Consider the following 24567-nt stretch of genomic DNA (forward strand, 5'->3'; position numbering starts at 1 on the left):
CCGGAGAATCGATGATCGCCCTCACTCTTGCTCAGCTGGCCCGCGTCCTGAACGGACGGCTCGAACTCGCCCCCGGCATCGCGTCGGACGCGGTCGTGTCCGGCGACGTCGACACGGATTCGCGCCTCATCCAGCCCGGCGGCATCTTCGTCGCCAAGCCGGGTGAGGTCACCGACGGCCACCTGTTCGTCGGTGCTGCCGTCGAGCGCGGTGCCGTTGTCGCGATCGTGGAGCGCCTCGTGGACGCGCCGGTCAGCCAGGTCGTCGTCCCCGACGCCATCGGCGCGCTGGCAGACCTGGCACGTCATGTCGTTGCGCAGGTGCGGGATGCCGGCGCCCTCCGGATCGTCGGGATCACCGGCTCGAACGGCAAGACCACCACCAAGAACCTGCTCGCCCGCATCCTCGAGGACGAGGGCGAGACCGTCGCGCCCCGCGCATCGTTCAACAACGAGGTCGGCGCGCCCCTGACGATGCTGCGCGTCACGGAGTCCACACGATTCCTCGTCAGCGAGTTCGGCGCCAGCGCGCCGGGAGAGATCGCCCGGCTCGCCGGGTTGGTGGAGCCGGATGTCGGCGTCGTCCTGATGGTCGGCATGGCCCACGCCGGTGGATTCGGCGGGATAGAAGCGACGTTCGAAGCCAAATCCGAACTGGTTCGGGCGATTCGTCCCGGCGGTTTGACGGTGCTCAACGCCGACGACCCACGCGTGGCGGCGATGGCACCGATCGCCGCCGAGCGCTCCGCCTCGGTGCGCTGGTTCGGTCGCGGCCCCGGCGCGGACGTCCGGGCGGATGACGTCCAGGTCGCCGGCGACGGCACCCGCTCCGTGATCACCGCCGACGGGGTCTCGGCGCCGTTGCACCTGCGCGTCCTGGGGGAGCATCACGTCATGAACGCCCTCGCCGCGATCGCGGCAGCCACCGCCCTGGGTGTGTCGCTCGTGGACTGCATCGCGCGCCTGGAGACGGTGGAGCTGGCCGAACGGTGGCGGATGCAGCCCCTCGGCTCGGACCGTGTGCGCATCATCAACGACGCGTACAACGCCAGCCCCGACTCGATGTCCGCGGCGCTGCGCACCCTCGCACAGATCACCGGTCCCACAGAGCGCACCGTTGCGGTTCTCGGCGCGATGAACGAACTGGGCGAATACGCGGACGACGAGCACGACCGCATCGGACTGCTCGCCGTTCGCCTCGGCATCCAGCGCATCGTCGTGGTCGGCACCGCAGCGCGCCGCATGTACCTCGAGGCCATTGCGCAGGGCTCGTGGGACGCGGAGGCCGTGTTCTTCGCCACCGACGACGAGGCGTACGAGTATCTCCTCGGCGAGTTGCGCGACGGAGACCGCGTCCTGGTGAAGTCCTCGAACGCGGCAGGTCTGCGGTTCCTGGGCGATCGTCTGGGAGAATCGTTCTCGTGAGATCACTTCTGACGGCGGCGGCGATCTCCCTGGCATTCAGTCTCTTCCTGACGCCGGTCTTCATCCGGCTCTTCCGCAAGTGGGGCTGGGGTCAGGTGATCCGGACCCCCGAGAACGTCCACAACCCCAGTCATGGCGAGAAGCGCGGCACGCCGACCATGGGCGGCACGATCTTCATCGTCGGCACGATCGTCGGCTACCTCGTCGGCACGTGGACGGGGAACAATCCGCCCACGGTGTCCGGGCTCCTGGTGCTCTGGCTCATGGTCGGACTCGGCGCCGTCGGGTTCATCGACGATTACATGAAGGTGCACCGCCAGCGCAGCCTCGGCCTCAGCGGCTGGCGGAAGGTCGTCGGTCAGGTCATCGTCCTCGTGCCCTTCGCGATCATCGCGCTGAACTTCCCCAACAGAGTCGGCCAGACGCCTGCCGCGGCATACGTGTCGGTGTTCCGCGACGTCCAAGCGCTCTCGTTCATGGCGCTCGGGCCCATCCTCGGCTGGCTGCTCTACCTGGCATGGATCTCCTTCATCGGGGTCGCGGCATCCAACAGCGCCAATGTGGCGGACGGGTTGGACGGCCTTGCCGCGGGCGCGGGCATCTTCATGGTCGGCGCCTACAGCCTGATCGCCTTCTGGCAGTTCCAGCAGGTCTGCACGGGCGGGCCGGAATTCCTGAGCGCGTGCTACCCCACACGAGATCCGCTGGACCTGGCGATCGTCGCTGCCGCGTTCGCGGGCGCCCTGATCGGGTTCCTGTGGTGGAACGCGCCGAAGGCGAGCATCTTCATGGGAGATGTCGGGTCGATGGGAATCGGCGGCGTCGTCGCGGCGATGGCGATCCTCACCCGCACCGAGATCCTGCTGGTCCTGGTCGCAGGCGCCTACGCCCTCGCCTCCGGCTCGGTCATCGCCCAGCGCCTGTACTTCAAACTCACCCGCGGCAAGCGTCTGTTCCTGATGAGCCCGTTCCACCATCACCTCGAGATGCGCGGATGGCCCGAGATCACGATCGTCGTGCGCATGTGGATCATCTCGGGGATGCTGGCCATCTCCGCCGTCGGACTTTTCTACGTCGAATGGCTCTCGCGCGCATGAGCACGCCTCGGCTGGATGCCCTCACCAGTTGGCGTGCCGACTGGAAGGGTCTGCGCGTCGCCGTGCTCGGACTGTCGGTCACGGGATTCTCGGTCGCCGACACCCTGGCCGAACTGGGCGCCGACGTCCTCGTCGTCTCGGAGTCCGCCGACCCGGAGTACGAGCGCCTGCTGCCGGTCATCGGCGTCAGGTCATGGGTCGGTCCGCTCGACGGCGTCCCCGATGAGCTCATCGCGTTCGCTCCCGAGGTGGTCGTCGCGTCTCCCGGGTTCGCGCCGCGTCATGCGGTGATCGAGTGGGCGCGCGCGTCCGGCATCGCCCTGTGGGGCGACATCGAACTCGCCTGGCGCGTGCGCGACAAGGTGCCGCGCCCCGACGGCAGCCCTGCCGAGTGGGTTCTGATCACCGGGACGAACGGGAAGACGACCACGACACGGCTGGCTGCCACCATGATGGTCGAGGGCGGGCTGCGTGCCGCCCCCGTCGGCAACATCGGCACCCCCGTGCTGGACGCCGTGCGCGACCCGGCCGGTTTCGACGTGCTGGTCGTGGAGCTCTCCAGCCACCAGCTCTGGTACCTGGGGCTGCAGACCGGCCCCGACCCCGTCTCGCCCTACGCCAGCGTCTGCCTGAACCTGGCCGACGACCACCTCGAATGGCACGGATCGGCCGAGGCGTACCGCGATGCCAAGGCGCACGTCTACGATCACACCCGCGTGGCGTGCGTGTACAACAAGGCGGATGCCGCGACGCGAGCGATGGTCGAGGACGCCGAGGTGGTCGAGGGCGCACGCGCGATCGGGTTTGATCTCGGTGTGCCCGGGCCGAGCGATCTGGGCGTGGTGGACGGGATCCTCATCGATCGCGCCTTCCTGGCCGACCGGCACACGAGCGCGCTCGAGCTGACCACCGTGGCCGAGCTCGCGGCGGACGGCCTGGCGGCCCCGCACCTCGTCGCCGACATCCTCGCTGCCGGTGCGTTGGCCCGGTCTCTGGATGTCTCCCCGGCAGCGATCCGCGAATCGCTGCGCGGATTCCGCCTCGACCCGCACCGCATCGAGGTCGTCGAGGTGGTGGAGGGGGTGACCTGGGTCGATGACTCGAAGGCGACGAATCCGCACGCCGCGGCATCCTCCCTCGCTGCGTACCCCGGCGCGGTCTGGGTCGTCGGGGGGATGCTGAAGGGTGTGGACATCTCCGAGCTCGTCACCGCGCGCGGTGGCGGCGCGAAGGCCGCGATCGTCATCGGCGCGGACCGGACGGCCGTGGTCGCGGCGTTCTCGCGACACGCGCCCGCAGTTCCCCTGTTCGAGGTGGACCCCGATGAGACTGAAGAGATCATGGCGCAGGTTGTCGAACTGGCGGCCGGGATCGCTCGTGCCGGGGACGTCGTACTGCTCGCCCCCGCCGCGGCATCCTTCGACCAGTTCAGCTCCTACGCCGACCGTGGCCGTCGATTCGCCGCCGCGGTGAGAGAGCGGATCGGAAGGGGCAGCGGTGACGACCACGACTCCCAGACCGACCCCGCAGCAGACCCGCCCTCCGCAGATCGAGCCTGACCAGCCCGCACGCCGCGGACTTGCGGCCCGGGTGTCCCTCGGCCGGGTGTTCGCTCCCGTCCCGAGCGAATTCCTGCTGATCGCCTCTACCGCGCTGCTGCTGACCGGCTTCGGCCTGGTGATGGTGCTGTCTGCCACCTCGGCGACCGCGACCGCCGCGGGCGACCCCCCGTACGAAGCGGCGATCAAGCAGGCCGTGTTCGCGGTGATCGGCATCCCGATGATGTTCATCGCGAGCCGCCTGCCGATCAGCTTCTGGAAGCGCGCGGCCTGGCCGGCCCTCATCGGCGCCGTCCTGTTCCAGCTGCTCGTCTTCGTGCCCGGTCTGGGTGTCGAAGCCAACGGCAACCGCAACTGGATCATGATCGCGGGCATCCAGTTCCAGCCCGCGGAGTTCCTCAAGCTCGGACTCGCCCTCTGGATGGGCTACGTGCTGTTCCGCAAGCGGACGCTGCTCGGGCTGTGGCGCCACGTCTTCATTCCGGTCGTCCCGGTCGGCGCCCTCGTGATCGCGACGGTCCTCGCCGGCAGCGACCTCGGCACCGCGATGATCCTGGTCCTGATCCTGCTCGGGGCGCTGTTCTTCTCCGGCGTCAAGCTGCGGATCTTCATCCTGCCTCTGATCGTCTCGGTCGGAGCCGTCGCAGCCCTCGCCGTGACCAGTCCCGACCGCATGCGGCGCATCATGAGCTTCCTGGACCCCGATTGCCTCGCGGACTACTTCAACAGCTGCTACCAACCGCTGCACGGCATCTGGGGGCTGGCGGGTGGCGGCGTCTTCGGCTTGGGTCTGGGCAACTCCAAGGAGAAGTACGACTGGCTGCCGGCGGCGGCCAACGACTACATCTTCGCGATCGTCGGCGAGGAGCTCGGCCTTATCGGCTGCGCGGTCGTCCTGGCCCTCTTCGCGCTCTTCGCGGTCGGCGCCTTCCACGTCATCCGCAAGACGGACGACCCCTTCGTGCGGATCGTCTCGGGCGCCATCACGGTGTGGATCGTCGGTCAGGCGCTGATCAACATCGGCGTCGTGCTGCGGGTGTTCCCGGTGCTCGGCGTGCCGCTGCCCTTCATGTCGCAGGGCGGCACATCCCTCGTGTCGGTGCTCCTGGCCTCGGGCGTGCTGCTCTCGTTCGCGCGCACCCTGCCCGCGGCGGAGGCCCGGCGGCAGGCTGCCATCGAACGCGCGGCCGCGCGCCGGCAACGCGCCGCCGCCCCTGCTCGCGCGCGGTGACCGGGGTTCCGGCATCTGCCGACGGGTAAACTTGCCCGGTGACGACGTACCTTCTTGCCGGTGGTGGCACTGCCGGGCACGTCAACCCGCTGTTGGCGGTGGCCGATGCCCTCCGAGCCCGCAACTCCGGCGACCGCATCCTCGTGCTCGGCACCCGCGAGGGCCTGGAGGCGCGCCTGGTCCCGGAACGCGGCTACGATCTGCTGCTCGTGGACAAGGTGCCCTTCCCCCGCCGCCCCGACCGAGCCGCCGCCACCTTCCCGCTGCGCTTCCGCGGAGCGATCGCGCAGGTCCGCTCGCACATCCGCGAACACGGTGTCGATGTGGTCGTGGGTTTCGGAGGCTACGCGTCCGCACCCGCCTACGTCGCGGCGCGCAACGCCCGCGTGCCCGTCGTCGTCCATGAGGCCAATGCGAAGCCCGGCATGGCCAACGTGCTCGGGGCTCGCCGCGCGGCCGCGGTCGGCGTCGCGTTCGAAGGCACGCGGCTCAAGGGCGGCCGTGTCGTCGGGATGCCCCTGCGCCGCGAGATCGTCGACCTCGATCGTGCCGCGCTGCGCGCCGAGGCGGCAGCGCACTTCGGGCTCGACCCGGTGCGGCCGACCCTTCTCGTGTTCGGCGGATCCCTCGGCGCGCAGCGCCTGAACGAGGCATTCTCCGACGCCTGGCGCGACGTGCTGGATGCCGGCTGGCAGCTGGTCCACGTCACGGGGGAGCGATCGGATCTGCCCGACCCCGGCGCCGCCGGCTACGCCGTTCGTCGCTACGTCGACCGGATGGACATGGCGTTCGCGCTGTGCGATCTGATCGTCTCCCGCGCCGGCGCCGCCACGGTCAGCGAGATCAGCGCACTCGGAATCCCGGCTGTCTACGTGCCCTACGCGGTCGGCAACGGGGAGCAGACGCTCAATGCCGCATCCGCGGTGTGCGCCGGCGCGGCGGTCCTGATCCCGGACGGGGAGTTCACCGCCGACCGGATCCGCGCACAGATCATTCCGCTCCTGGCCGATGCGGCGCGACGGACGGCGATGACGGATGCCGCGGCATCCGTCGGCACGCGCAACGGCGCCGAGAACGTCGTGGCTCTGATCGACGAGGCGCTCGCCCGCCGTCCTTAGCGCCCGATCGGGTGTGCATGCGAGCGATGATCGGCCGGGCCGAGGGGAGGCCAGCGCGCCGACGGCCGCCCCTCAGGCAGCCAACTTAGGATGAACGAGTCATGATCAGACCCGACCTCAGCCTTCCCCTTCCCGAGCGCATCGAAGCCGCGCATTTCATCGGCATCGGTGGGTCGGGCATGTCAGGGCTCGCCCGGATGTTCCTCGACCGCGGCATCCGCGTGTCCGGTTCGGACCGCGCCGAGAGCCAGGCACTGCGAGAGCTTGCCGACCTCGGCGCGACGGTGCACGTGGGGCACGATGCCGCCAACCTCGGGGATGCCGACACCGTCATCCACACCGGTGCGATCTGGCCCGAGAACCCCGAGTTCGTCACGGCGAAGGAGCGGGGGATGCCGGTCATCCATCGCTCGCAGGCTCTGCACTGGTTGATCGGCGGGCGCAGGCTCGTCTCGGTGGCAGGAGCGCACGGCAAGACGACCTCGACCGGCATGATCGTCACCGCCCTTCAGGCTCTTTCCGAGCGCCCGACGTTCGTCAACGGCGGCGTGATCGCCCAGCTCGGGGCCTCCAGCGCCACCGGATCCGATGACCTGTTCGTCATCGAAGCGGACGAGTCCGACGGGACGTTCCTCCTGTACGACACCTCGATCGCGCTGATCACGAATGTCGACCCCGACCACCTCGACCACTACGGCACGGACGACGCGTTCGTCGATGCCTTCGCGACGTTCGCGAACCGCGCGAGCGAGGCGGTGGTGATCTCCGCGGACGACGCGGGCGCCCGAAACGTCGCAGACCGGCTCACGCACTCCCACGTCCTCACCTTCGGCCAGTCGGAGGGCGCCGACGTGCGCATCACCGACCTGCGCACCGACGGGCCGGTGGCGTTCACGATCAGCCACGGCGCCGCATCCGCGCGAGCCCGCTTGACGCTTCCCGGGGCGCATAACGCGATCAACGCCGCAGGCGCGGTGGCGGTGCTGCTGACGCTGGGGCACGACCTGACGTCATCCGTGCGCGCCGTCGAAGGATTCGAAGGGACGATCCGCCGTTTCGAGCTGCACGGCGTCGCTCGCGGCGTCAGCGTGTTCGACGACTACGCCCACCACCCGACCGAGGTCGCGGCAGCGCTCGTCGCCGCGCGCTCCGTGATCGGCGACGGGCGGATCATCGCCATCCAGCAGCCGCACACCTACTCGCGCACGCAGCAGATGTACCGCGAGTTCGCCGAGGTGCTGGAGGAATACGCCGACCACACGGTGATGCTGGACGTGTTCGGCGCCCGCGAGGATCCGATCCCCGGCGTGACCGGCGAACTGGTCTCCGACGCGTTCGCCGATCCCGCGCATGTGCACTACGTCGCAGACTGGCAGGAGGCGGCCGCCTACACGGCCACCGTCGCCCGGGACGGCGACTATGTCATCACGCTGGGCTGCGGCAACGTCTACCAGATCATTCCGCAGGTGCTTGATGCGCTGGCGCAGACGCCGGCCTCCGCGGACGACGCGGCCTCCGGTCGAGCGGAGTAGCAGACATGCGCCGGCCGACGCCGCTCCCGCCTCCGGTGGATGGATCGACCGAGATCGTCCACCGCACGCCGGCGCGCCGACCCGATGCGGCGCCGCCGACGACGGCCGCGGAGACCGAGGCGGACACACCCCACGTCGAGCCGGCCGAGGAGGAACGGGCGATCGCACCGGTCATCCCGCTGGCGGCGCCGACGTCGATGCAGCGACCGGCCGTGATTCCCACGACGGTTGCCGCCGAGGACGAACCGACGAGTCCCGACGACGGCGCCCCCGTGCGGATCCGGGACGTCTGGGCGGCAGCCCGCGCGCGCAGGAAGGCGCTGCGCGCCGAGATCCGCCGATTCACCGGCCGGCAGCGGCGCAAACGCGCGCTGTGGCTCGGAGGCGCGGCATCCGTCGTCCTGCTCGTCCTGGCGACGCTGGGTGCCGCCTACAGCCCGCTGTTCGCCGTCGAGCACATCCGCGTCGTCGGAGCCCAGCAGCTGGACGCACCGGCCGTCGAGGCCGCCCTGTCCGAGCAGATCGGGACGCCGCTGCCCCTCGTGGACGAGAGCGCGGTCAAGGCCGCGCTCGTGGCGTTCCCGCTCGTAGAGTCCTACACCCTCGAGGGCCGCCCCCCGCATGAGCTGGTGGTGCGCATCGTCGAGCGCACCCCGATCGGCCTCATCCAGACGCGGGCCGGCTTCACGCTGGTGGATGCCGCGGGCGTGGCGCTGTCCACCTCCACGACTCCCGCGCCCGGACGCCCGCTGGTCACGGTCGAGGGCGGCACCGGCACGCCGGCGTTCGAGGCGATCGGCAAGGTGATGCGGTCGCTGCCGGCTTCGATCCTGGTGCAGGTGACCGCCGTCTCCGCCTCCACCCCGGACGATGTCACCCTCACGCTCGGCGGCTCCAACGCGCAGGTCGTCTGGGGGAGCGCCGAGGACTCCGCGCTGAAGGCGCTCGTGCTGGAGACGACGATGGCAGCGCGCCCGCCGGCCTCGGTCAGCGTCTACGACGTGTCCTCGCCCAGCGCGATCGTGGTGCGCTGAGGCTTCTTTTCGCCCGGTTCGACACGGGATACCGCGACACGCCCACGACGCTCCCAGTGGTGCGGTGGGGGCCGCCTACTTTCAGACCAAGGGAATTGCATACCGGGCAATTCTTTATACCTCTACTTGAGGTTGAGGGTTTTCCTTTCAGGTGCAGCACAGACGGAGGCCGGCATGAGCCAGAACCAGAACTACCTCGCGGTGATCAAGGTCGTCGGTGTCGGCGGCGGCGGCGTGAACGCGGTCAACCGCATGATCGATCTCGGTCTGCGCGGTGTCGAGTTCATCGCGATCAACACCGACGCGCAGGCGCTGCTGATGAGCGATGCGGACGTCAAGCTCGACGTCGGTCGCGAGCTCACGAGGGGACTCGGCGCGGGTGCCGACCCCGAGGTGGGTCGGCGCGCGGCCGAAGATCATGCCGAGGAGATCGAGGAGGCGCTGCGGGGCGCCGACATGGTCTTCGTCACCGCCGGTGAAGGCGGCGGCACGGGCACGGGCGGAGCCCCGGTCGTGGCGAAGATCGCGAAGTCGATCGGCGCGCTGACCATCGGTGTCGTCACGAAGCCCTTCTCGTTCGAGGGCCGTCGGCGCCAGAGCCAGGCCGAGACCGGCGTGGCCAAGCTGAAGGAAGAAGTCGACACGCTCATCGTCGTGCCCAACGACCGGCTGCTGGAGATCAGCGACCGCGGCATTTCCATGATCGAGGCGTTCGCGACGGCCGACCAGGTTCTCCTGGCCGGTGTCCAGGGCATCACCGACCTCATCACCACGCCGGGACTGATCAACCTCGACTTCGCCGACGTCAAGTCGGTCATGCAGGGCGCGGGTTCCGCGCTCATGGGAATCGGTTCGGCTCGCGGGGCGGATCGCGCCATCAAGGCGGCTGAGCTCGCCGTCGAGTCCCCGCTGCTGGAGGCGAGCATCGAGGGCGCCCACGGCGTGCTGCTGTCGATCCAGGGCGGGTCCAACCTCGGCATTTTCGAGATCAACGATGCCGCGCAGCTGGTCAAGGAAGCAGCGCACCCCGAGGCGAACATCATCTTCGGAACGGTCATCGACGACACGCTCGGCGACGAGGTCCGCGTCACCGTGATCGCCGCCGGCTTCGACAACGGCCAGCCGACGCTGCGGCTCGACCCGGTCACCTCCTCGCGCGTGCTGCCCCCGCCCGTGATCCCGGCGACTCCCGCCGTGGATGCGGCCAAGGAGCCGGTGCGCGAGAGCGAGCCCGTGCCGGTGGGCGCCGCCGTGCCGGACACCAGCTACGACTCGGCGTTCGGTGACGACGATCTCGACATCCCCGATTTCCTGAAGTAGTCCTCCGGGGCTTGATCACACCATCGTCGAACGGCCGGGAACCTTGACTCTTGCGGAACGGCTGGCGCACGTCGACGCCGGGATCGCCGACGCCGCCCTCGCGGCGGGTCGCGATCCCGGCTCGATCACGCGCATCGTGGTGACGAAGTTCCATCCGGTGTCGCTGGTGCAGGAGCTGTACGCGCTCGGCGTGCGAGACGTGGGCGAGAACCGTCAGCAGGAGTTCAGCGAGAAGGCGCAGAGCGTCGGCGAGCTCGAAGGTCTGCGATGGCACTTCATCGGGCAGGCGCAGACGAACAAGGCGAGGGCGATCCGAGCAGCGGCATCCGTGGTGCATTCCGTGGACCGTGCGAAGATCGCGAACGCTCTTGACTCCGCGGGAGACGATGGCGACCCGGCGCTCGACGTGCTGCTGCAGGTAAACCTGACCGACGACGCGGCGCGCGGGGGAGTGTCACCCGCCGACCTCGAACGCCTCGCCGAGCACGTGGACGGATGCCGCACGCTCCGCCTGCGCGGAGTGATGGCCGTCGCTCCGCTGGGCGAGGAACCCGCACGGGCGTTCGCCCGCCTGTCCGGGTACGCCGATCGGGTGCGCGCGATCGTGCCCGCGGCGACCTGGATCTCGGCCGGAATGACGGCGGATTACGCCGATGCGATCGCCGCAGGCGCGACACACCTGCGGATCGGGTCGGCAATCACGGGCCCGAGGCCCGTGCACGGTTAACCTCAGAACAGACGAGCACACACGGAGGATGCGATGTCGAACCCGCTGAAGAAGACAATGGTGTACCTGGGCCTTGCTGACGAGGAAGAAGTCTATGACGAGCCCGATCCACAGCCGACGGGACGCAAGTCCGTCACCGCACTCGACAAGGCTGCCCCGGTGACGCCGCTGCATCGCCCGACGGTCGTGCGCCAGGTGACCCCCGCAGCGATCAGTGAGATCCTCACGGTGCACCCGAAGCAGTATCGAGACGCGCAGGTCATCGCCGAGAATTTCCGCGAGGGCATCCCGGTGATCATCAACCTCTCGCAGATGAGCGACGCCGACGCACGACGTCTCATCGACTTCGCGAGCGGCCTGTCGCTGGGGCTCTACGGCCGCATCGAGCGCGTCACGAGCAAAGTCTTCCTGCTCTCGCCGGAGAACGTCGCCGTATCCGGCGATGGCGCCGTCGCGCAGGCCGACCCGGAGTCGGTCCCGTTCGCTCAGTAGCGGTGTGGGGCTCGGCTCTGTGTGGGGTTCCGGCGCACACCACCGGTGCGCTGACGCCCAGCACACACTCCCGGTGTGCTGGCGCGCCCGCTGGTCGCGGCGCTGATACAGTCGTCTTGTGAATATCGTTGGCGCGATCGCCACGATCCTCAACAGCGTCCTCCTGCTCTATGTGCTCGTGCTGCTGGTGCGGCTCGTGCTCGACTGGATACCGTTCTTCAACCGTGAATGGCGCCCGACAGGCGCCGGCCTCGTGGCTGCGGAGCTCGTGTACACAGTCACGGACCCTCCGATCAAGCTCTTCCGCCGTTTCATCCCGCCGCTTCGCGTGGGTGGAATCGGCATCGACTTCGGTTTCACACTCACGATGCTGCTCTGCTTCGTCCTGCTCGCGGTGACGCGGACGCTCGCGGGCTAATTCCCGCGCGGCTATGCTTGCCTGTACGAACGCCGCAGATCGGCGGAGCGGCCCCCGACATCGGCTAGCGCCCAGACGCTCGAAAGAGGAATCACCATGGCATTGACCCCCGATGACGTCGTCACCAAGCAGTTTCAGCACGTCCGGTTCAAGGAGGGTTTCGACCCCGATGAGGTGGACGACTTCCTCGACGAGATCGTCGTGGAGTGGCGCAAGTCCATCGCCGAAGCGGACGAGCTGAGGGCCAAGCTCGCCGCCTACGAATCCGGTGCCGAGGCACCTTCCGCCCCCGTTGCGGTCATCGAGCAGGCGCCCGCCGCTCCTGTCGCCGAGGTCATCGAGGTCGGTCAGGGCAGCACTGCTCCCGCGGCCGCCAGCGCAGGCATCATCGAGCTCGCTCAGCGCCTCCACGACGAGCACGTCGCCGAGGGCATCGCCCAGCGTGACAAGCTCATCGCCGACGCGCAGGCGCAGGCGGCGACGATCGTCTCGGATGCCGAGACCAAGGGTCGCGAAGAGATCGCCCGCCTCGACAAGGAGCGCTCGATCCTCGAGAACCGCATCACCGAGCTGCGCAACTTCGAGCGGGACTACCGCGCCCAGCTGCGCGGATACATCGAGGGCAAGCTCCGCGACCTCGAGACCACGGGCACGACGTCGGGTTCCACCCCGGTGTCTGCCATCGGCCTCTAAGCCGGCCTTTTGACAGGCCGAGCCCCCCTTCGCAAGGCGGCGGCCGGCACCATCATCGCGCTTCTCGCGGTGCTGGTGCTGGCCGCCGACCAGTTCTCGAAGTACCTCGCGATTCAGAACCTGCCGCCCCAGCAGGCGGTCGAGGTGCTGGGCGACTTCCTGAGCTTCTACCTGGTGCGCAATCCCGGTGCCGCCTTCTCGCTCGGCGAGGGCGTCACGTGGATCTTCACCATCGCTCTGGCGGCCGTGGCCGCGGTGATCGTGTGGCTGGCGGTCACACGAGTCCGCTCCCCGTGGTGGGCGGTCGTGCTGGGGCTCCTGCTCGGCGGAGTGCTCGGCAATCTCACCGATCGCACGTTCCGCGAGCCGGGCTTCGCGGTCGGTCACGTGATCGACTTCATCAACACCCCGTGGATGTGGTTCTGGACGAACCCGGCGATCTACAACGTCGCCGACATCTTCATCGTGACGATGATGATCGGCGTGGCACTCCTCGTGCTCGTCGGGCTGCACCTGGACGGCACCCGCGACGCGCGCAAGGACGACGAGACGCTGCTCGGCGAAGGGGATGAAGTCCCGCCCGGTGGAGGTGTCGTCGGATTCGAGGGCGAGGAATTTCCCCTGGCCGATCCGGATGCCGGTGCGCCACGGGCCCGCGAGCCACGCCGTGACGCGGACGGCTGACATGGAGTCCCGGAGTCTCCCCGTGCCGGAGGGGCTGGACGGCACGCGGGTGGATGCCGCTCTGGCCAAGATGCTGGGCTTCTCGCGCACCTTCGCCGCCGAAGTGGCCGAGGCCGGTGGTGTCGCGATGGACGGCCGGGAGATGGCGAAGTCGGATCGACTGCGGGCGGGCTCGTGGCTCGAGGTGTCGTGGACGCCGAAGGAAGGCCCGCGCGTCGTCGCACTGGCCGTGCCGGACCTCGGGATCGTGTACGAGGACGACGACATCGTCGTCGTCGACAAGCCCACGGGCGTCGCCGCGCATCCCTCGCTCGGCTGGGAGGGCCCGACGGTGCTCGGAGCACTCGCGGCCGGCGGCATCCACACCGCGACGACCGGAGCCGCCGAGCGGCAGGGCATCGTCCACCGGCTCGACGTCGGGACGAGCGGGCTGATGGTCGTCGCGAAGTCCGAGGGTGCATACACCGCTCTCAAACGCGCTTTCAAGGAGCGCGAGGTCGAGAAGATCTATCACACCGTGGTGCAGGGACACCCCGATCCGCTGGCGGGGACGATCGACGCGCCCATCGGGCGGCATCCCTCGCATTCGTGGAAGTTCGCCGTCACACCCGACGGCAAAGACTCGGTCACGCACTACGAGACGCTGGAGGCGTTTCCGCGCGCGGCGTTGCTGGAGATCCACCTGGAGACCGGCAGAACTCACCAGATCCGCGTTCACATGGCCGCACACCGGCATCCGTGCGTCGGCGATCCGCTCTACGGGAGCGATCCGACCCTGGCCGCCCGGCTGGGCCTGACCCGGCAGTGGCTGCACGCGCGGGAGTTGTCGTTCGCGCACCCTGCGACCGGCGATTGGGTGACGTTCACATCCGAGTACCCGGACGATCTCGCGCACGCACTCGAGGTGCTCCGCGACGAGTAGCGGCGAGGTGCGCGTCCGGGGTGAGACGCCGCCTCCTTCCGGACGCGAGTGCGGCGTGCTCGGGGCCGGTCGTCGGTGGCCGCGGGTAGTCTCGACAGGTGTCAGCAGATTCCTTCGTTCACCTTCATGTGCACAGTGAATACTCGATGCTCGATGGCGCGGCGCGTGTCAAACCGCTGATCGACGAAGCCACCAAGCAGGGGATGCCGGCGATCGCCGTCACCGACCACGGGAACACGTTCGGCGCCTTTGACTTCTACAAGACCGCGACCGAGGCCGGCATCAAGCCGATCATCGGTATGGAGGCGTACGTCACGCCCGGGACGCATCGAGCAGACAAGGCGCGCGTGCGGTGGGGGAGTCCCGACCAGAACGACGACGACGTCTCGGGCTCCGGTGCGTACACGCACATGACGCTGCTGGCGGAGAGCAACGAGGGTCTGCACAACCTGTTCCGCATGTCGTCGTACGCTTCGCTCGAGGGGTACTACTTCAAGCCGCGGATCGACCGCGAACTGCTCCAGACCTATGCCAAGGGCGTCATCGCCACCACGGGCTGCGTCGGCGGCGAAGTGCAGACCCGGCTCCGCTTGGGTCAATACGACGCGGCCAAGGCGGCGGCCGCCGAGTTCCAAGACATCTTCGGCAAGGACAACTTCTACGCCGAGGTCATGGATCACGGGATCGACATCGAGCGGCGCACGATGAGCGACCTGATGCGCCTGGCGAAGGAACTCGATCTGCCGCTCCTCGCGACCAACGACCTGCACTACACGCATCAGCACGACGCGAAGAGCCACGCGGCGCTCCTGTGCGTGCAGTCCGGTTCGACCCTGGACGACCCCAAGCGCTTCAAATTCGAGGGTGAGGAGTTCTACCTCAAGACACCGGCGCAGATGCGGCACATCTTCCGCGACAACCCCGAGGCGTGCGACAACACACTGGCGATCGCCGAGCGGGCCGAGGTCAGCTTCGACACCAGTGCGAACTACATGCCGCGCTACCCGGTCCCCGCGGGCGAGACCGAGCAGAGCTGGTTCGTGAAGGAGGTCGAGCGGGGTCTTCACGTCCGCTATCCCGCTGGCATCTCCGCGGAGGTGCGTGCACGGGCCGACTTCGAGACCGATGTCATCGTCCAGATGGGCTTCCCGGGGTACTTCCTGGTCGTCGCCGACTTCATCAACTGGGCGAAGGAGAACCGCATCCGCGTGGGTCCCGGCCGCGGATCCGGTGCCGGTTCGATGGCCGCGTACGCGATGCGGATCACCGACCTCGACCCGCTGCAGCACGGATTGCTCTTCGAGCGGTTCCTTAACCCCGACCGCGTGTCGATGCCCGACTTCGACATCGACTTCGACGACCGTCGCCGCGGCGAGGTGATCCAGTACGTCACCCAGAAGTACGGCGACGAGCGGGTCGCTCAGATCGTCACCTACGGCACCATCAAGGCCAAGCAGGCGCTCAAGGACGCAGGCCGTGTGCTCGGCTTCCCGTTCAGCATGGGCGAGCGGCTCACCAAAGCCATGCCGCCGGCCGTGATGGGAAAGGACATGCCACTCGAGGGCATGTTCGACACGAAGCACCCTCGATTCAAAGAGGCCTCCGAATTCCGGGCACTGATCGAGACGGACCCCGAGGCGAAGACCGTGTTCGACGCGGCCGTGGGCATCGAGAACCTCAAGAGACAGTGGGGCGTGCACGCCGCCGGCGTCATCATGTCCAGCGAGCCGCTGATCGACATCATCCCGATCATGAAGCGGGAGCAGGACGGGCAGATCGTCACGCAGTTCGACTACCCGGCGTGCGAGGCCCTCGGCCTCATCAAGATGGACTTCCTCGGGCTGCGCAACCTCACGATCATCGACGACGCGCTGGATAACATCGCCGCGAACCGTGGCGAGACGCTCGTGCTCGAGGATCTCGCCCTCGATGACGCGGACTCGTACGAGCTGCTCTCACGCGGTGACACGCTCGGGGTGTTCCAGCTCGACGGCGGGCCGATGCGCAGCCTGCTGCGGCTGATGAAGCCCGACAACTTCGAAGACATCTCGGCGGTGATCGCGCTCTACCGGCCCGGCCCCATGGGCGCGAACTCGCACATCAACTACGCGTTGCGCAAGACCAACCAGCAGGCGATCACACCGATCCACCCGGAACTCGAAGAGCCCCTCGGGAACATCCTCGACACCAGCTACGGCCTGATCATCTATCAGGAGCAGGTGATGGCGATCGCCCAGCGCGTGGCCGGATTCAGCCTCGGCCAGGCGGACATCCTGCGCCGCGCGATGGGAAAGAAGAAGAAGTCCGAACTGGACAAGCAGTACGAGGGCTTCCACGCGGGCATGCGCGCGAACGGATACTCGGATGCCGCGGTCAAGACGCTCTGGGACATCCTGCTTCCGTTCTCGGACTACGCGTTCAACAAGGCGCACTCCGCCGCCTACGGCCTCATCGCCTACTGGACGGCGTACCTCAAGGCGCATTACCCCGCTGAGTACATGGCGGCGCTGCTGACCAGCGTCGGCGATGCCAAGGACAAGCTCGCGGTATATCTGAACGAGTGCCGCCGTATGGGCATCAAGGTTCTTCCTCCCGACGTCGGCCATTCGATCCGATACTTCGCCGCCGTCGAAGAGGACATCCGTTTCGGCCTGGGCGCCGTCCGCAACGTCGGCACGAACGTGGTCGATTCCATCGTGTCCTCACGCCAGGACGAGCCGTTCGCCTCCTTCCACGACTTCCTCACGAAGGTGCCGATCCACGTCGCGAACAAGCGCACGGTCGAGTCCCTGATCAAGGCCGGTGCGTTCGACTCACTCGGAGCGACACGCCGGGCGCTGATGGAGATCCACGAGGATGCCGCGGAGGCGGCCGTCGAAGTCAAGCGCAAAGCCGCGACCGGTGCGATCGGATTCGACTTCGACAGCCTGTACGACCAGACCGAGGAGCCGATGCCGGCGAAGGTCCCTGATCGTCCGGAGTGGACGAAGAAGGACAAACTCGCCTTCGAGCGCGAGATGCTCGGGCTGTACGTGTCGGATCACCCGCTTGCCGGACTCGAGATCGCCCTCGCGAAGCACGCGTCCATCAGTATCCACGATCTTCTCGCCTCGGAGGACCTGGCCGACGGCGAGCAGGTCACCGTCGCCGGCCTGGTGACCAGCGTTCAGCATCGCGTCGCCAAATCCAGCGGCAACCCGTATGGGCTGATCACCGTCGAGGACTTCGACGGCGAGGTCACGGTGATGTTCATGGGCAAGACCTACACCGAGTTCCAGTCCATGCTGCAAGCCGATTCGATCCTCGTCGTCCGCGGCCGCATCTCCCGTCGCGACGACGGTCTCAATCTGCACGCCGTCTCGGCCGTCTCGCCGGACCTCGGTTCGGTGGACGCTTCGGGCCCCCTCGTCCTGGTCATTCCCGAGCACCGGGCCACAGAGGGACTCGTTCTCGAGCTGGCGCAGGTCCTGAATCGGCATCGAGGCTCCACAGAGGTGACCCTCCGGCTGCACAGAGGCAACGCGGCGAAGGTGTTCGACGTGCCGCACCCCGTGCGGGTGACGGCGGATCTCTACGGCGAATTGAAGGGTCTTCTGGGTCCGCAGTGCCTCGGCTGAATCCTCAGCGCGGCGATCCGCCGAGCCGGCATCGATGCCTCGCCGAGCCGTCGCAGTCTCATTGCCATCTGGCGAGCCGCCGGTAGGATCGCCTCGACGCGCGCCGCGACAGCGGCAGGAAAGGATCATCGTGACTGACGACCAAGTGGGCGAGAGTACTGAACCCGAGACCGTCGATACGGCGCCCGCGGAGAAGCCGCAGTACGGTGTCGGCCCCTTCTCGGTGCGGGAGGTCGCGCTCGTCGGAGTCTGGCTCATCGCCTTCGTCGTGTCGTTCTTCTCGATCGCCAGCGAGCAGGCGATGGCACAACTCCTCTTCGGCGGATCGGTATGGACCAACGGGCTGGACTGGGTCCTCACGATCGGTCTGCCGACCGTCGCCGTGTTCCTGATCGTCTTGCGGCGGTTCTCGCCCGATGGGATCCGGCGCGTGGGCTCACTCGGGATCGACCAGTTCGCGTCGGTGGCGTTCTCGGTGTCCGCCGTCGTCTGGCTGACCCTGCTGTGGCGCAACGTCGCGGTGGCTGTGGAATCCAGCGTCTGGATCTACGGCTGGGTGGTCTGGGTCGAGTTCTTCCTGATGCTCGCCGGAGTCCTGCTCACCGTCGTCGCACCCTTCATCCCCCCGCTGTCCGAAGACTTCGCCGGGCGCCGCGAAATCGCCGCGCACCGCAACGCCCGTCCGATCCGCCCGGTCGCGCCTCGGCCCGCGCGCGAACGCACGCCGACCGCGCAGACCGAGGGCAGTGATTCCGGTGCGCCGGGGGCGACCGGGTACGCCGAGACGGGCTATCCCGACTCGGTGTACGCCGACTCGCCGTACACCGACACCTCCTACGCAGACACGTCGTACACCGAGCCGCTGAACACCGACCAGGGCTCTGCCCCGCAGGGCTCGGCCGAGCCGGACGCATGGGCGCCGGCGCACGCGCGTGACACTTTCGAACCCGTCGAAGAAGTGTCCGAGATCACCGAGTACGAGCCGCATCCCAGCCACCAGGCGTTCTGGGCGCTTGCGCCCGAAGAGCGTGACGTGCAGGACGAGCGCGGTGTCCCGATCTTCCGCGTCGGTCCGACGGCGTGGGCGCTCGTACTCGAGGATCGCGGCGAGGTCTTCGTCGTCCGGCACGAGGACGGCCGCGTCGGCTACCTGCACGACGTGTCCGGCGTGATGCGCGGCTGAGAGCCCGTCGCCGTTCGCGATACCGTAAAGGAATGCTCCGCACGATCGACCTCCGCGGTCGCGCCTTCTCGCCGGCTGAACTCCTCGCCGCCGTTCCGCGCGCCACCGCCGCCCGCGAAGAAGCCCTCGCCATCGCCGCGAGCCTCGTCGCGGACGTCGCCGCTCGCGGTGAAGACGCGCTGCGGGAGCAGGCCGACCGGTTCGACGCGGCCCGCGATCATGCCATCCGCGTGCCGACCGCCCATCTTGACGAAGCCTTGGCGGGCCTCGACCCGCTCGTCCGCGCCGCGCTGGAAGAGGCGATCGCGCGCGTGCGGCTCGCGTCCGCCGCGCAGATCCCGCCCGCAACGGTCACCGAGCTCGGTCCGGGCGCGCGCGTGCTGCAGCGCTGGCAGCCGGTCCGGCGGGTCGGGCTGTACGTGCCCGGCGGCAAGGCCGTGTACCCGTCCAGCGTGGTCATGAACGTCGTGCCCGCGCAGGTGGCGGGCGTTGCGCAGATCGCGCTCGCCTCGCCTCCGCAGCGTGCGCACGACGGGAGGGTGCATCCGGTCATCCTCGCCGCCGCGCGACTCCTCGGGGTCGAAGAGGTGTATGCCATGGGCGGCGCCGGCGCGATCGGCGCATTCGCGCACGGCGTGGCAAGCCTCGGGCTCGACCCGGTGGATGTGGTCACCGGTCCCGGAAACAACTTCGTCGCCGCCGCCAAACGCGCTGTTGCCGGCGTGGTGGGGACGGATGCCGAGGCCGGCGCCACCGAGATCCTCATCGTCGCCGACGACACCGCCGACCCCCGTCTGGTCGCCGCCGACCTCATCAGTCAGGCCGAGCACGATGAGCAAGCCTCCGCCGTGCTGGTGACGGCATCCGAGTCGCTCGCCGCAGCGGTCGCCCGCGAGATCGCACCACGCGCCGCCCGCACCCGCCACGCTGAGCGCGTCGCGGCTGCACTCTCCGGTCCCCAGTCAGCGATCGTGCTCGTGGACGACCTGGCCGCGGCGACCGCGTTCAGCAACGCCTACGCGCCCGAGCACCTCGAACTTCATCTCGCCGCCCCCGATCCGGCCGCGTTCGTCCATGCCGGTGCGGTGTTCGTCGGGCCGGATTCACCGGTGAGTCTCGGCGACTATCTGGCCGGCAGCAACCACGTGCTGCCCACCGGCGGACAGGCGCGCTACGCCGCGGGGCTGTCGGCGGCGACGTTCCTGCGTCCGCAGCAGATCATCGAGTACGACCGCGCCGCCCTCGCGCAGGTCCGTGAGGCCGTCGTCACGCTCGCGCAGGCAGAAGACCTGCCCGCACACGGCGAGGCCGTCGAGGCGCGCTTCGAGCCGCAGCCTCGTCCGTAGCGCGGTGGCGTAGTCTGTCCAGGCCATGCATTGCCCGTTCTGTCGCCACCCCGATTCCCGGGTCATCGATTCGCGTACCAGCGACGATGGTCTCAGCATCCGCCGCCGCCGTCAGTGCCCGGAGTGCGGCGGGCGATTCTCCACGATCGAGACGGCGAGCCTGAACGTCATCAAGAGGTCCGGCGTCATCGAACCGTTCAGTCGCGAAAAGGTCATGTCGGGTGTCCGCAAAGCCTGCCAGGGGAGACCGGTCACCGAGGGAGACCTGGCGGTGCTGGCGCAGAAGGTCGAAGAGGCCGTGCGGCAGACCGGATCGGCGCAGGTCGACACGAACGAGATCGGGTTGGCCATTCTCGGCCCGCTGCGCGAGCTCGACGAGGTCGCGTACCTGCGTTTTGCGAGCGTCTATCAGGCGTTCGACTCGCTCGAGGACTTCGAATCGGCGATCGGACAGCTCCGTGACGATCACGCCCGGGTCGAGACGGCGGCTCCCGCAGAATCCTGACGGACCGCCGCAAGCCGATAGCCTGGGGGCGATGTATCCCCTCCTCTTCCGGACCGTCCTCGCGCGCATGGATCCCGAATCGGCCCACCACGCCGCGGTGATCGTGATCCGAGTCCTCGGCATCCCGCCCTTCTCCTGGGTCGCGCGCGCCCTGACGCGCCCCGCACCGGGACTGAGGACGCACGCGCTGGGCCTGACCTTCGAGTCGCCGTTCGGGGTGGCCGCCGGGTTCGACAAGGACGTGCATGCCGCCCAGGGTCTGCATGCCCTCGGTTTCGGTCACGTCGAGGTCGGCACCGTCACGGCGATCCCGCAGGACGGCAACGCGCGGCCCCGCCTGTTCCGACTGATCCCCGACCGGGCGGTCATCAACCGGATGGGCTTCAACAACCAGGGCGCCGAAGTGGCGGCGAAGCGCCTGGCGAGGCTCCGACGCCGATCCCGTCGTGCCGTCGTCGGTGTCAACATCGGCAAGAGCCGTGTGGTCGATGTCGCCGACGCTGTGGCGGACTACGTCCGCAGCGCGACGCTGCTCGCCCCGCTCGCCGACTACCTCGTGGTCAACGTGTCGTCACCGAACACGCCGGGCCTGCGCGGCTTGCAGGCCGTCGAGACGCTCCGGCCGCTTCTGGAAGCGGTGCGGGTGGCGGCGGGCGCGACGCCCCTGCTCGTCAAGATCGCACCCGACCTGCCCGACGAGGAGGTCGAGGCGGTCGCGCGACTCGCAGTGGACCTCGGCCTGTCCGGCCTCATAGCGACGAACACGACCATCGCACGGACGGCGCTGCGGACCGACCCCGCGATCGTCGCCGCGGCCGGAGCGGGCGGCCTGTCCGGAGCGCCCCTCAAAGCCCGCGCCGTGGAGGTGCTGCGCCTGGTCAGAGCGACGGTGCCGCCCGAGTTCGCGGTGATCTCCGCGGGCGGTATCGAGACCGCGGCAGACGTGCGCGAACGGCTGGATGCCGGGGCCACCCTGGTGCAGGGCTACACGGCGTTTCTGTACCGCGGCCCGCTCTGGGCGCGTCAGATCAACCGCGGACTGGCCTCGCCCGGTCTCTAGGCGGGCCGCTGCCCACGCTTGGCCTGCGGCTTGGGCAGACGCATGAACCGCATCTGGATGATGCGCATCGCCCCGTACCAGCCGAGGCCCTTCTCGATGCGGTCGGCGCCGAACTTCTGACGCGCAGCCTTCTTGACCCGGATGGACGTGATGATCATGTCGCCGATCACGAACAGGACGAAGATCCACAGGCCGATGAACGAGTAGTACTGGACGGCCGGGATCGGGACGAAGGTCGCAAGGATCACGAGCACCATCGCGGGCATGACCCCTTCGCCGATGTGCCAGCCGGAGTCGATGTAATCGCGCACGAACTTGCGCTGCGGACCCTTGTCGCGAACGGGCAGGTACTTGTCGTCACCGGCTGCCATGCCCGCACGGGCCTTTTCGCGCTGAGCGGCCATGTCGGCCTTCGCGCGGGCCTTCGCTTCCTTCGTGTCAGCCACGAGTGGGCGCCTGCGGGCGGCCTCCTGCTGGGCGCGGGTCGGCGTCGCGCGTCCCTTGCCACTGGTCATGTCGGCCGACGCGTCAGCGGGGACGGGGGCTGCGGGTGTCTTGGCCACGTGGAACCTCAGAGTCTCGATCGGGAAGCACCTTAAGATTACCCGCATGACCACTGAGCTGACCCGACAGGATGCTGTGCGCGATGCCGCCGCATCCGGCATCCCCGCCGCCCTCGCCGACCTCGGCGCCCTCGTCCGCATCCCATCGATCGCCTTCCCCGGCTTCGACGGCGCTGAAGTGCAGCGAAGCGCCGAAGCCGTCGCCGCGCTGGTCGAGGATCTGGGGCTGTTCGAAAGCGTCGAGATCCGTCGCGCCGCGATACCCGGCACGGATGAGATCGGCCACCCCGCGGTGCTGGCGACGCGGACGGCGCGCAATGGGCGGCCGACGATTCTGCTGTACGCGCACCACGACGTGCAGCCGGTCGGTGACGAGTCGCTCTGGGAGTCCGAGCCGTTCGCTCCGACCGTCCGCGACGGCCGGTTGTACGGCCGGGGCGCCGCCGACGACAAAGCCGGCGTCATGGCCCACGTCGCGGCGCTCCGCGCCGTGAAAGAAGCGCTCGGAGACGACTTCGACCTCGGGGTCGCACTCTTCATCGAGGGCGAGGAGGAGGCAGGATCGCGCTCCTTCGCGCAGTTCCTCTCGGACAACGCCGACGCGCTGCGCGCCGATGTGATCGTCGTGGCCGATTCGGGCAACTGGGATGCGCGCACTCCCGCGCTGACCGTGTCGTTGCGCGGCAACACGCGCTTCACCCTCACCGTGCGCACCCTGGATCACGCTTCGCACTCCGGCATGTTCGGGGGAGCGGTGCCGGACGCCATGATGGCCACGGTGACGCTGCTCGCCACGCTGTGGGACGCCGACGGCGCCGTGGCGGTGGACGGATTGACCGAACGGGATGCCGAGACGCCGGAGTACAGCGAAGAGACGCTGCGCGACGAGGCGGGTCTGCCGGCGGGCGTCAGCCCGGTGGGGCGAGGGCCGATCCTCAGTCGCATCTGGAACAAGCCGTCGATCACCGTCACCGGGATCGACGCGCCGACCGTCGCGAACGCATCCAACACCCTCAGCCCGTCGGTGTCGGTCGTGGTCAGCGCCCGCGTCGCTCCTGGCCAGCCGGCACGTGAGGCCTACGCGGCGATCGAGGCGCACCTGCGCGCGCACGCGCCCTTCGGCGCGCAGCTCACCTTCATCGATCAGGACTACGGCGACGCGTTCCTCGTCGACACCAGCGGGTGGGCAGTCGAAACAGCTCTCGAGTCGTTGCACGAGGCGTATGAGGTCGCGCCGGTGCAGATCGGCGTCGGCGGCTCGATCCCTTTCATCGCCGACCTGATCCGCGAATTCCCGGAGGCCCAGATTCTCGTCACGGGCGTCGAAGACCCCCACTCGCGCGCACACAGTCCCAACGAGTCATTGCACCTGGAGACGTTCCGCAACGCCGTCCTCGCCGAGGCGCTGCTGCTCGAGAAACTCGACGCCCGCACGGCGCCCGCCGCCTGAAACGGACCGTACGCAGCGCGCTCGGAGCCCCGTGCCGGTCCGCGGGCGTAGAATCGTGTCAAACCCCGCCGCATCAGCGGCCTGTCCGGAGGAGTGCCATGACCGACACTGCACTGTCGACCGACCAGACCGTCCGCGCCCACGGCGTCGGGCTCACCGAAGCCGCTGCGCTCAAGGTGAAGAGTCTCCTCGCCCAGGAGGGTCGAGACGACCTGCGCCTGCGCGTGGCCGTCCAGCCGGGCGGCTGCAGCGGCCTGATCTACCAGCTGTACTTCGACGAGCGCTATCTCGACGGCGACAAGACGGTCGACTTCGACGGCGTCGAGGTCATCATCGACGACATGAGCGTTCCGTACCTGGACGGCGCCAACATCGATTTCAAGGACACCATCGCAGAGCAGGGGTTCACGATCGACAACCCCAATGCTGCGGGCAGCTGCGCCTGCGGCGACAGCTTCCACTGACCACTGCGCTATCCGTTTCAGGCCCGCCGCTCATCGAGCGCCGGGTCTGTTTCGCGCCCGGCGGCGACCGGTCAACCTGGACGGTTGGCCGGAATCCGTTGTGAGGTTGCTCTAGACTGGCAACGTCA

22 protein-coding genes are annotated in these 24567 nt (G+C 68.7%); 21 read left to right on the forward strand and 1 reads right to left on the reverse strand.

The genetic code is table 11. The features are described from left to right. The first annotated feature begins 11 nt into the window (after positions 1-11). The 19 genes from ABD655_RS07715 (at position 12) to ABD655_RS07805 (ending at position 21962) form a co-directional block, all read left to right on the forward strand. Complete coding sequence (locus ABD655_RS07715) at positions 12-1424, forward strand: UDP-N-acetylmuramoyl-tripeptide--D-alanyl-D-alanine ligase (protein ID WP_344712935.1); 1413 nt, start codon at positions 12-14, stop codon at positions 1422-1424. Next, on the forward strand, positions 1421-2521 hold the full coding sequence (gene mraY / locus ABD655_RS07720; protein ID WP_344712937.1) for a phospho-N-acetylmuramoyl-pentapeptide-transferase: 1101 nt from the start codon (positions 1421-1423) through the stop codon (positions 2519-2521). Before ABD655_RS07715 ends, mraY begins: the two co-directional genes overlap by 4 nt. Beyond that, a complete protein-coding gene (gene murD / locus ABD655_RS07725) occupies positions 2518-4080 on the forward strand; it encodes a UDP-N-acetylmuramoyl-L-alanine--D-glutamate ligase (protein ID WP_344712940.1) in 1563 nt (520 codons plus the stop codon). The genes mraY and murD overlap by 4 nt, the downstream gene beginning before the upstream one ends. Beyond that, the gene (gene ftsW, locus ABD655_RS07730) at positions 4019-5311 is read left to right on the forward strand and encodes a putative lipid II flippase FtsW (RefSeq protein ID WP_378721396.1); all 1293 of its coding nucleotides are present in this window, start codon (positions 4019-4021) and stop codon (positions 5309-5311) included. Before murD ends, ftsW begins: the two co-directional genes overlap by 62 nt. Before the next feature lie 38 nt (positions 5312-5349). Beyond that, positions 5350-6429 (forward strand): UDP-N-acetylglucosamine--N-acetylmuramyl-(pentapeptide) pyrophosphoryl-undecaprenol N-acetylglucosamine transferase, encoded by a 1080-nt coding sequence (locus ABD655_RS07735; RefSeq protein ID WP_344712942.1) that lies wholly within the window; start codon positions 5350-5352, stop codon positions 6427-6429. Between the two features lie 101 nt (positions 6430-6530). Beyond that, positions 6531-7961 (forward strand): UDP-N-acetylmuramate--L-alanine ligase, encoded by a 1431-nt coding sequence (gene murC, locus ABD655_RS07740; protein ID WP_344712944.1) that lies wholly within the window; start codon positions 6531-6533, stop codon positions 7959-7961. Between the two features lie 5 nt (positions 7962-7966). Beyond that, on the forward strand, positions 7967-8995 hold the full coding sequence (locus tag ABD655_RS07745) for a cell division protein FtsQ/DivIB (protein WP_344712946.1): 1029 nt from the start codon (positions 7967-7969) through the stop codon (positions 8993-8995). A gap of 174 nt (positions 8996-9169) precedes the next feature. Beyond that, complete coding sequence (gene ftsZ, locus ABD655_RS07750) at positions 9170-10315, forward strand: cell division protein FtsZ (protein WP_344712948.1); 1146 nt, start codon at positions 9170-9172, stop codon at positions 10313-10315. 43 nt (positions 10316-10358) lie between these two features. Beyond that, positions 10359-11042 carry a YggS family pyridoxal phosphate-dependent enzyme gene (locus ABD655_RS07755; protein WP_344712949.1) on the forward strand — a complete coding sequence of 228 codons (684 nt, stop codon included), beginning with the start codon at positions 10359-10361 and terminating at the stop codon, positions 11040-11042. A gap of 33 nt (positions 11043-11075) precedes the next feature. Continuing rightward, positions 11076-11534, forward strand: a complete 459-nt coding sequence (locus tag ABD655_RS07760) for a cell division protein SepF (RefSeq protein WP_344712951.1) — start codon at positions 11076-11078, stop codon at positions 11532-11534. A gap of 118 nt (positions 11535-11652) precedes the next feature. Beyond that, entirely contained in the window at positions 11653-11952 is a 300-nt protein-coding gene (locus ABD655_RS07765; RefSeq protein ID WP_344712952.1) for a YggT family protein, read from the forward strand. A gap of 96 nt (positions 11953-12048) precedes the next feature. Then, complete coding sequence (locus ABD655_RS07770; protein WP_344712953.1) at positions 12049-12645, forward strand: DivIVA domain-containing protein; 597 nt, start codon at positions 12049-12051, stop codon at positions 12643-12645. 9 nt (positions 12646-12654) lie between these two features. Beyond that, the gene (gene lspA, locus ABD655_RS07775; RefSeq protein WP_344712955.1) at positions 12655-13329 is read left to right on the forward strand and encodes a signal peptidase II; all 675 of its coding nucleotides are present in this window, start codon (positions 12655-12657) and stop codon (positions 13327-13329) included. 1 nt (position 13330) lies between these two features. After that, complete coding sequence (locus tag ABD655_RS07780) at positions 13331-14251, forward strand: RluA family pseudouridine synthase (protein WP_344712956.1); 921 nt, start codon at positions 13331-13333, stop codon at positions 14249-14251. Positions 14252-14397: 146 nt separating this feature from the next. Continuing rightward, positions 14398-17868 carry a DNA polymerase III subunit alpha gene (gene dnaE, locus ABD655_RS07785; RefSeq protein ID WP_378721525.1) on the forward strand — a complete coding sequence of 1157 codons (3471 nt, stop codon included), beginning with the start codon at positions 14398-14400 and terminating at the stop codon, positions 17866-17868. 130 nt (positions 17869-17998) lie between these two features. After that, complete coding sequence (locus tag ABD655_RS07790) at positions 17999-19051, forward strand: hypothetical protein (protein WP_344712958.1); 1053 nt, start codon at positions 17999-18001, stop codon at positions 19049-19051. A 32-nt stretch (positions 19052-19083) separates the two neighbouring features. Continuing rightward, positions 19084-20397, forward strand: coding sequence for a histidinol dehydrogenase (gene hisD / locus ABD655_RS07795; protein ID WP_344712959.1), 1314 nt, complete (start codon positions 19084-19086; stop codon positions 20395-20397). 25 nt (positions 20398-20422) lie between these two features. Next, positions 20423-20902 carry a transcriptional regulator NrdR gene (gene nrdR, locus ABD655_RS07800; RefSeq protein WP_344712960.1) on the forward strand — a complete coding sequence of 160 codons (480 nt, stop codon included), beginning with the start codon at positions 20423-20425 and terminating at the stop codon, positions 20900-20902. 31 nt (positions 20903-20933) lie between these two features. Then, positions 20934-21962 carry a quinone-dependent dihydroorotate dehydrogenase gene (locus ABD655_RS07805; RefSeq protein ID WP_344712961.1) on the forward strand — a complete coding sequence of 343 codons (1029 nt, stop codon included), beginning with the start codon at positions 20934-20936 and terminating at the stop codon, positions 21960-21962. Here ABD655_RS07805 and ABD655_RS07810 read toward each other — a convergent pair. After that, the gene (locus tag ABD655_RS07810; protein WP_344712962.1) at positions 21959-22525 is read right to left on the reverse strand and encodes a DUF3043 domain-containing protein; all 567 of its coding nucleotides are present in this window, start codon (positions 22523-22525) and stop codon (positions 21959-21961) included. The two genes, ABD655_RS07805 and ABD655_RS07810, sit on opposite strands and share 4 nt — an antisense overlap. A 46-nt stretch (positions 22526-22571) precedes the next feature. Between ABD655_RS07810 and ABD655_RS07815 the strand changes: the two genes are divergently transcribed. Beyond that, positions 22572-23975: a M20/M25/M40 family metallo-hydrolase gene (locus tag ABD655_RS07815; protein ID WP_344712963.1), complete on the forward strand. Its 1404-nt coding sequence runs from the start codon at positions 22572-22574 to the stop codon at positions 23973-23975. A gap of 98 nt (positions 23976-24073) precedes the next feature. Further along, the gene (locus tag ABD655_RS07820; protein WP_344712964.1) at positions 24074-24439 is read left to right on the forward strand and encodes a HesB/IscA family protein; all 366 of its coding nucleotides are present in this window, start codon (positions 24074-24076) and stop codon (positions 24437-24439) included. Positions 24440-24567: the final 128 nt, after the last annotated feature.

The organism is Microbacterium terregens, from assembly GCF_039534975.1.
Lineage (GTDB): Bacteria > Actinomycetota > Actinomycetes > Actinomycetales > Microbacteriaceae > Microbacterium > Microbacterium terregens.